Here is a 6,878-nt window from a genome sequence, read left to right on the forward strand (position 1 = left end):
CGGCCGGGAGGCGGGGCGGCGTGTCATCCAACACCGTCAACGTTCGTGGTCAGAGCACTAGCTGCAATGTGGCCACCGGTTCGCCGCCAGCGGGCGCATGCACCACACGAACCTGGTAGGTCCGATCGCCGGGGCCGATGCCAACCTCCAGCTCGAGATCCTCACCCATCGTCCACCCCCCACTCGGCCTGCCACGCAAGCGGCATGATCATGGTCTCAGCGCATTTGACATGCGTCGAAAGCGTCCTCACCCTTACCTCAGGCGCGGGAACCCGACGCAGTTGATCGACCCCGCCACGACTAAAGACCGTCGCCGTCCGGCGTTGGTTGTCAGGTCAGCTCCACCCGAAGATGCGCGGTGCTGCCCGCCGTCGCCAGCACCGCGCCGGTCTTCGCGGTCAACTCCAGCCCGAACTCCACCTTGACCTCATGAGGGTGCCGCGCCAGTTCGCTTACCTGCCCCAACACGCTGTCGGCAACCGTGCGAATCGTGTCCAGGGCCGACTCAAACGACTGCTTAGCCCGCTGCGTCGCCCCGGCGCCCCTCAGATCACGGGTCACCACCTCGTCGGCGTACTCCGGAGCAACGTTGACCAGGACAGTTCCGCCGCCCTGCACCGGAAACTCCACCACTGCCACCACCACCGCCCCCCTCCTTACCGCCAAACGGACTACCCCCGCGGGTCCTACCCCTGCGACAACGACTCCAACGACCCAAGTCGGGTGGCAGTTCCAGGAACTTGGCCTCGTCAACCAGGGCAAGGACATGGGGTAGCTGCGGAGCTGGAACTTGTGGAGAAGACCGACTACAGCATGCCGATCGGGGGCGGTGTCCCAGCAGGCCAGGTAGCGCACAGCCCGTAATGTCGTTCCGGGTTGCGGACTTGGCCCGTTGCGGGTGGCGAACTTGAACTCGGTCGTCGGAGGTGAGGGCGTGGACGTTGGTGAGATTTGGGCATATCGGGCGCGTTCGCAGGATCCGTTGGTCCGGGTTGAGGTGCTTCGGGTCGGTGTGAAGCGGCCGCCGCGCTTGTTGGTGCGATTTCTCGACGCCGAGTTCGAAGGGCGGGAGGATTGGGTCTCTCCGGCCCGGCTCAAGGTGACGTGGGATGGCGTTGAGGCGTTCCGGTTTGCCGAGCAGCGGTGGGACGCGGTGGCAGCGGTGTCCGAAGCGGCGGTGGATTCGGTGGAGCACCAGGCCGTGATGTGGGTGGTGAACGAGCTGCTGCCGCAGGGGTGTTACGACTCGCGGGATCTGCATCGATGCGCGGTGCTGCGGGTCCGTGACGCAGCGGCGTTCACCGGCGCGACGGGATCCGAAGCTACCGACGTCGCCGTTGCGCCGGGCTATGTGGACGATGATGGTTCGGTCGTCGCGTCGTGGAACACGCTGCTGGCGGTGTCGCAGCGACTGGCCGAGCAGCACGCCGACAGGGTGCTGGAGGTGTTGCGCCGGGAGGACGAGCAGGCCGAGCATGAGGCGATCCACGGCAGGTTCTATCCAGGCCGTAACGGCGGGATGCATATCGAGCCGGAGACGTGTGCCGAGCTCGACACAACGATCTACCGGCCCGCGCGGGATGTGGTCCGGCAGTGGTGCGGCGCCGGCCCGCGGCAGCGTATGGATGAACTGATCGCGCTGCGAGCCGAAGTCCTGCGTCTCGGCGGGCTGGTCGACGAGGCGATCACCGAATTGCGGCAGGCGGGCCGGGGTCGGCAGGCCGACGATCTCGAACGCCGCCTCGGTGTGCCGGTCGCTCAGCTGCGCAAGGGCACGATGCCGCAGTAGCCGGTTGCAGCGATGCCGCCCCGGACTGGGCGGGCGTCGGACTAGCGGTGACTGTCCGGCCCGTACGGACTCCACCCGTCGAGGAACGGGCGGAGCTGGTCGGGTTCCGGTTCCGGTGGTGGCGCGGGCAGTCGTGGGGTTGGCAGCAGCGGATCAACGTCGTCGGCGTATCGGCGGATGCGCGCGATCCACCAGGTCCAGCGGGGATCATCCGCTGCGGCATGCTCTGCTGTGGGCGGCGCTGGCGGCTCGCCGACGGTGGCGGCGAGGGCGGCGGCGTAGGCGCGGGCGGCCTGGGCGCGTTGCCAGTCTTTGACCTGTTTGCGGACCGTCTTGTTGTAGTGCGCGTCGATGTAGGTGGCGCGGGCGGCGGCCATCGCCGCCTCCCAGCGTTGACGCCGGTCGGCGGCCTCCAGCTGCGCCTCCTGCTCAGCCTGTGCTTGCGCGGCTGCGCGGTACTCGAGCTCCGCCAGGACGTGGCCGAGCTTGTCCTCCAGTCGCCACCGCTGCCGGTCTGCCCATCGGCGTCGCCGGCCGTGGAAGCGCAAGTCGTCCGGCAGCTCCAGCATCAACCGGCCGGACGGCACGCACTGTTGTTGCGGGGAGATGCGCTGCCAGTCATAGACCTGCGGCCCTTTCAGGTCATCACCGCTGGGCAGCACGTCGACAATGTCGTCCTCCTCGACCACCGCCAGCACGATCGTGCTGGCGCCTTTCGTGAACTGCACCCCGGGGCTGTCGCCGGGTGGCAGGTCGACAATGTGGCCTCGCCGGGTCGCCGCTACGGCCAGCGCCTGGATCAGTCGTAGTGCGCGAGGCCGTGCCTGCGGCGACACCGCGAGGGCCGCTGGGCGGGCATGCAGGGCTTCCACGAGCGGGTGGCTGAGTTCCGTGTCGGCGGGGACCACGATTGCCGGCCGGGCTGGAGCGGGCGTGGCGGGCTGCAGCTCGATGATGAGGTCGCCGCGGTCTCGGCCGTGGTGACGCAGCTGGTGGCCCTCCGGTACCAGTTGCAGTCGCAGTGCGGCCGAGATGGTCCGTCGCCACGCGGCCCGAACCGGCGTCGGTGGATCCGGTATCCGCAACGGCCCATGCCGCAGGCACTCGATCATCACCTCCGCTGACGGCACACCCCCGTCGCCGTCCCCAGCGACAGTGACCAGCAGCGTCAGGATCTGCTCCCGCATGGCCGGTGCGACAGGGTCAGGCACGAGCAGCCGCTCGAGCGTGGCCACGATTGCGTCCGCCGGCCGCTTGCCGGCCCGCGGCGCCTGCCGCATTGCAGTCCCACCGTCGACCGGGGTTAGCAGCACGGCGAGACGGTCGCGCTGGCCGGCGTCCAGGGCTGGCGCAGCATCGGCCAAGCGACCGACGTGTTCCCGGATCGCTGCGTCCTGCTCGCGAACCCGGGCCGCAGCCGCCAGATCACGCTGCAACGCCTTCGCGTCCGCGGGCCGCTGTGCCAGTAGCCGGTCTCGGATCGGTACCAGCAGGGTCGCCAGGCGCTGTCGCTCATTGTCGGCGAGCGCGCCGATCAGCTGCTCGATGCGCGTGAGGTCGAAGCTAGTCGACATCAACTCACTATGACCGACGGCAACACCGCGCCAGGAGCATGGTCGCCCAACACGGCACCGTCGCGCTGCGAGTCACACCGCCGCTACATCCCGGCGGCCTTGGCGATCAGCGCCGCGACGGTCGCGGCGGCGAGCGCCACCAGCACGATCACGACGAGCGGCATCCGGCGCCTCGCACCGGCGGCCATCGCGAGCAGCTCCCGCTGCAGGATGTCGTCCGCGGTGAGGGCGGCACGCGTGTTAACGGCGCGCGCCGGGTCGAGGAGGTTCAACGGTGGTGGGTTGAGGATCTGCACCGCCGCAACTCCCGACAGCAGTTCGCTGAGGTCACGGCAGGTCTGGCAGCCGCCGCACCGTTCACCGTGATCCCTCGCGGCACGGACGATCGTCGCTGACATCCACCCGGCGGCGTACGCGGCCTGATGCAAGTTGACAAGACCGTCAGCATCCGACTGATCATTAAGACCGACACGAAGGGCATCGGGAACCTGACGAAGCTCGCACCGGTCGTGGGCGGCGTAATCGGCGGCGGCATCAACCTCACCAGCACCTGCGCCGTGTGCGCCTGGAAAGAACTTCCCGGCCACGGACGGCGCAGCCGCAAGCACGGCCACTACTCTTAGCAGCGCCAGGGAGGAACGTACGTAAACGGCGGAACTGCCCGCTTTGAGCCCTACCCCATCTTGCAGGACCGTCCACTTCAGCGAACCGGCGGCTGCGGCCAGGCTGGGCAGAAACAGCATTGCCGGGGCAGGCGACTCTACGATCTTGGAGTCCACACCTATCGCTGATCAGGTGCGTGATGCTGCGCCCAAGACCGCCGGTGAGGGTCAGGTGTGGATTTGGGCAGCGGCCCATGTAGCTACGGCTTGTATCGCTCGACCGTGTGTATCATCGCGGTTCCGCGTCTATGACAGGAGGTACGGTGACTCTGGCCTCCCGCCTTGATTTCAGGGAACACCGGTTCCGGCTGGGCAGTGACGATGCGGCTCGGGTGGACTTCCACCGAATGCTTACCGCACTCATCCAGGTGCGTCACCCAACAGCCACCGAGGTTCGGGCAAACCCGGGCGACTGGGGTATCGACACGTTCGTCGGCAGCCTCGTCGACAAGATCAATATCTGGCAGTCAAAGTACTTTCCCGACGGCATCGACAAATCCCAGAAGGACCAGGTCCGCGAGTCGTTGGTATCGGCAATGGACCATGCCCGAAAACATGGCTATATGGTCGAGACATGGACGCTGTGCGTGCCATGCGACCTCGATGCACCTGAGCGTAAGTGGTGGGATGGACGCTGCAAGGCGTGGACGAAGGAGTTCCCAGGGACCAACTTCGACCTCTGGGATGCCCCACGCCTGCGAGGCATGCTCATGTTGGCTGACGCGGCACATGTACTACAGGAGTTCTACGGTCCTGCCCGAGTGTGGGAAACAACGGCGCAGCTACTAACCGCGGCGTCGCCACTACATCACCTGCCCGCCGCAACTCGGGTTCAGGATTCCCGGCCACGACTGCTCGGAGTGCATGCATCGATTCAGGTCGCTGGCGCCGACGGGGAGCTGCCTCCGTACGTAGCCCGCGATCTCGACCTTGCTCTGCGGTCCGCAGTCACAGCCGCCGCAGAGAATGGCGGGTTCGTGCTGCTCGTCGGGGGCTCCTCGGTTGGCAAAACCCGCGCACTGTTCGAAGCGGTCCGGGCGGCGCTACCGGAGTGGTGGCTGCTGCACCCAGCCGACACCGACACTATACGGGGCTACGCCATGGCCCCCACGCCGCGCACGGTGCTCTGGCTCGACGAACTACAAAGCTACCTCAACCAACCACGACGCCTACCAGCCGGCGTCGTTCGCGATCTGATCGCCGCGGGCACCGTCTTACTCGGCACTCTGTGGCCCAACGAGTATCACGCCCGCATTGCACCACGCACCGTCGGCGAAACTCGTCGACAGGCCAACGACCGAGAGTTGCTCGGCCTCGCCCAAATCCTCGACGTACCCGCCGCATTTAGCACCGAGGAACGGCGTCGCGGCGAGACCCTCGCCACCGACCCTCGAATCCGTACCGCACTGAGCAGCACTGATGCCGGGTTCACCCAGGTGCTGGCCGCGGGGCCAGAACTGGTGCGCTGGTGGGAGCAGGCATCTGACCCCTATGGCAAGGCCGTCATCACCGCCGCCCTCGACGCTCGCCGCGTCGGCGCGGACGCACCACTCACGCGCGCATTCCTCGAAGTCGCCGCAGTCGGATACCTCACTCCCGCGCAACAAGCCTCAGCACGAGCTGACTGGCTCGACCAAGCCATGACCTACGCCACCACCCAGCTCCACGGCGCCGCCGCTGCCCTCGTACCCGTACCCGCCAGCCTCGGCCACATCGCCGGCTACACCACCGCTGATTACCTTCACCAGCACGCTCTCCGAGCCCGCCGAACCACCCACCTACCCACCGCTGCTTGGCAAGCGCTCATCGATCACCATGATCCGAGCGACACGATCAACCTCGCCTACAGCGCTGAGCGACGCGGTCAACACGCCACTGCTGAAGCCTTCTACCGATCCCTCGATGACGACAGCAACAGCTACGTCGTCGTTATGATTGCCGTAGCGACAGCGGCGCAGGGTCGGCATGATGAAGCACTAAAGATTTTGCGACCGCTCGCTGACGCGGGTGATCCTGCCGCAGCGGACGAGCTTGCGGAACTGTTGATGCAATTGGATCAAGTCGAGGAGCTTCAGCAACGCGCTGAAGCTGGCGACAACTCTGCCGCCGAAGTACTCGTTGAGTTTCTGGCCGCACATCACCGTATCGATGATCTGTATCAACTTGTCTCTGCAGGTGACACGTACGCGGGTGAGTTGCTCGTCCACTTACTGGTCGAGCAGGGTCGCATTGAGGACGCGATCGCAGTCTCGCGGCAGCATGCCGACGCTGGGGATAAGTATGCGGCCGCTCGGCTGGCTGACCTGCTGGCTGAGCATGGTTTCACTGACGAACTCCGACACAGGGCCAGTACCGGCGATCCACGCGCTATGAAACGGCTCGAAAGTTTGCGCATTCTTGACGCAATCATCGACAAACCCGCCTTATGGCGTCAAGACCCTAAGGACGAATTCGTTCTTAAGCGTCTCGTTCAGTCACTCACTAAACAGGGCCGGACCGAGGAGGCGATCACCATGCTGCAACGTCGCGCAGACGCTCATGGATGGCCGCCCTCCAGAATGCTCGTTCAGTTGCTCATTCAACAAGGACGCACGCAGGAAGCCATAACCATGCTCCAGCACCGCGCCGACGCGGACGACTTAATGGCTGCCGAACTGCTCGTCGACTTGCTGGTCGAGCAACGTCGCATCAGCGAACTACAAGACGAGGTGGCTGCTGGCACGCGAGGGGCCGCCAAGCACCTGATCGAATTGCGGACGGAGCGTTCGATGTCGCGGGATCGTGCTGCACGGCTAGTGCTCTGACCACGAACGTTGACGGTGTTGGATGACACGCCGCCCCGCCTCCCGGCCG

Annotated in this window: 5 protein-coding genes; 2 read left to right on the top strand and 3 right to left on the bottom strand. The window is 66.2% G+C overall.

The window, feature by feature from the left end; translation table 11 throughout:
• Positions 1–330: 330 nt before the first annotated feature.
• On the bottom strand, positions 331–645 hold the full coding sequence (locus ACFPIJ_RS48255) for a CU044_2847 family protein (RefSeq protein ID WP_380126245.1): 315 nt from the start codon (positions 643–645) through the stop codon (positions 331–333).
• Between the two features lie 289 nt (positions 646–934).
• On the opposite strand from ACFPIJ_RS48255, the gene ACFPIJ_RS48260 reads away from it, so the two are divergent.
• Positions 935–1,789 (top strand): hypothetical protein, encoded by an 855-nt coding sequence (locus ACFPIJ_RS48260; RefSeq protein ID WP_380126246.1) that lies wholly within the window; start codon positions 935–937, stop codon positions 1,787–1,789.
• Between the two features lie 41 nt (positions 1,790–1,830).
• Here the strand turns inward: ACFPIJ_RS48260 and ACFPIJ_RS48265 are convergent, their stop codons facing one another.
• Together ACFPIJ_RS48265 and ACFPIJ_RS48270 are read right to left on the bottom strand one after the other, a co-directional pair.
• Positions 1,831–3,363 carry a serine/threonine-protein kinase gene (locus ACFPIJ_RS48265; protein WP_380126247.1) on the bottom strand — a complete coding sequence of 511 codons (1,533 nt, stop codon included), beginning with the start codon at positions 3,361–3,363 and terminating at the stop codon, positions 1,831–1,833.
• Positions 3,364–3,446: 83 nt separating this feature from the next.
• Positions 3,447–4,106, bottom strand: a complete 660-nt coding sequence (locus ACFPIJ_RS48270; protein ID WP_380126248.1) for a hypothetical protein — start codon at positions 4,104–4,106, stop codon at positions 3,447–3,449.
• A gap of 182 nt (positions 4,107–4,288) precedes the next feature.
• On the opposite strand from ACFPIJ_RS48270, the gene ACFPIJ_RS48275 reads away from it, so the two are divergent.
• Entirely contained in the window at positions 4,289–6,829 is a 2,541-nt protein-coding gene (locus ACFPIJ_RS48275) for a tetratricopeptide repeat protein (protein ID WP_380126249.1), read from the top strand.
• Positions 6,830–6,878: the final 49 nt, after the last annotated feature.

This window comes from Dactylosporangium cerinum (genome assembly GCF_042653625.1).
Taxonomy (GTDB): domain Bacteria; phylum Actinomycetota; class Actinomycetes; order Mycobacteriales; family Micromonosporaceae; genus Dactylosporangium; species Dactylosporangium cerinum.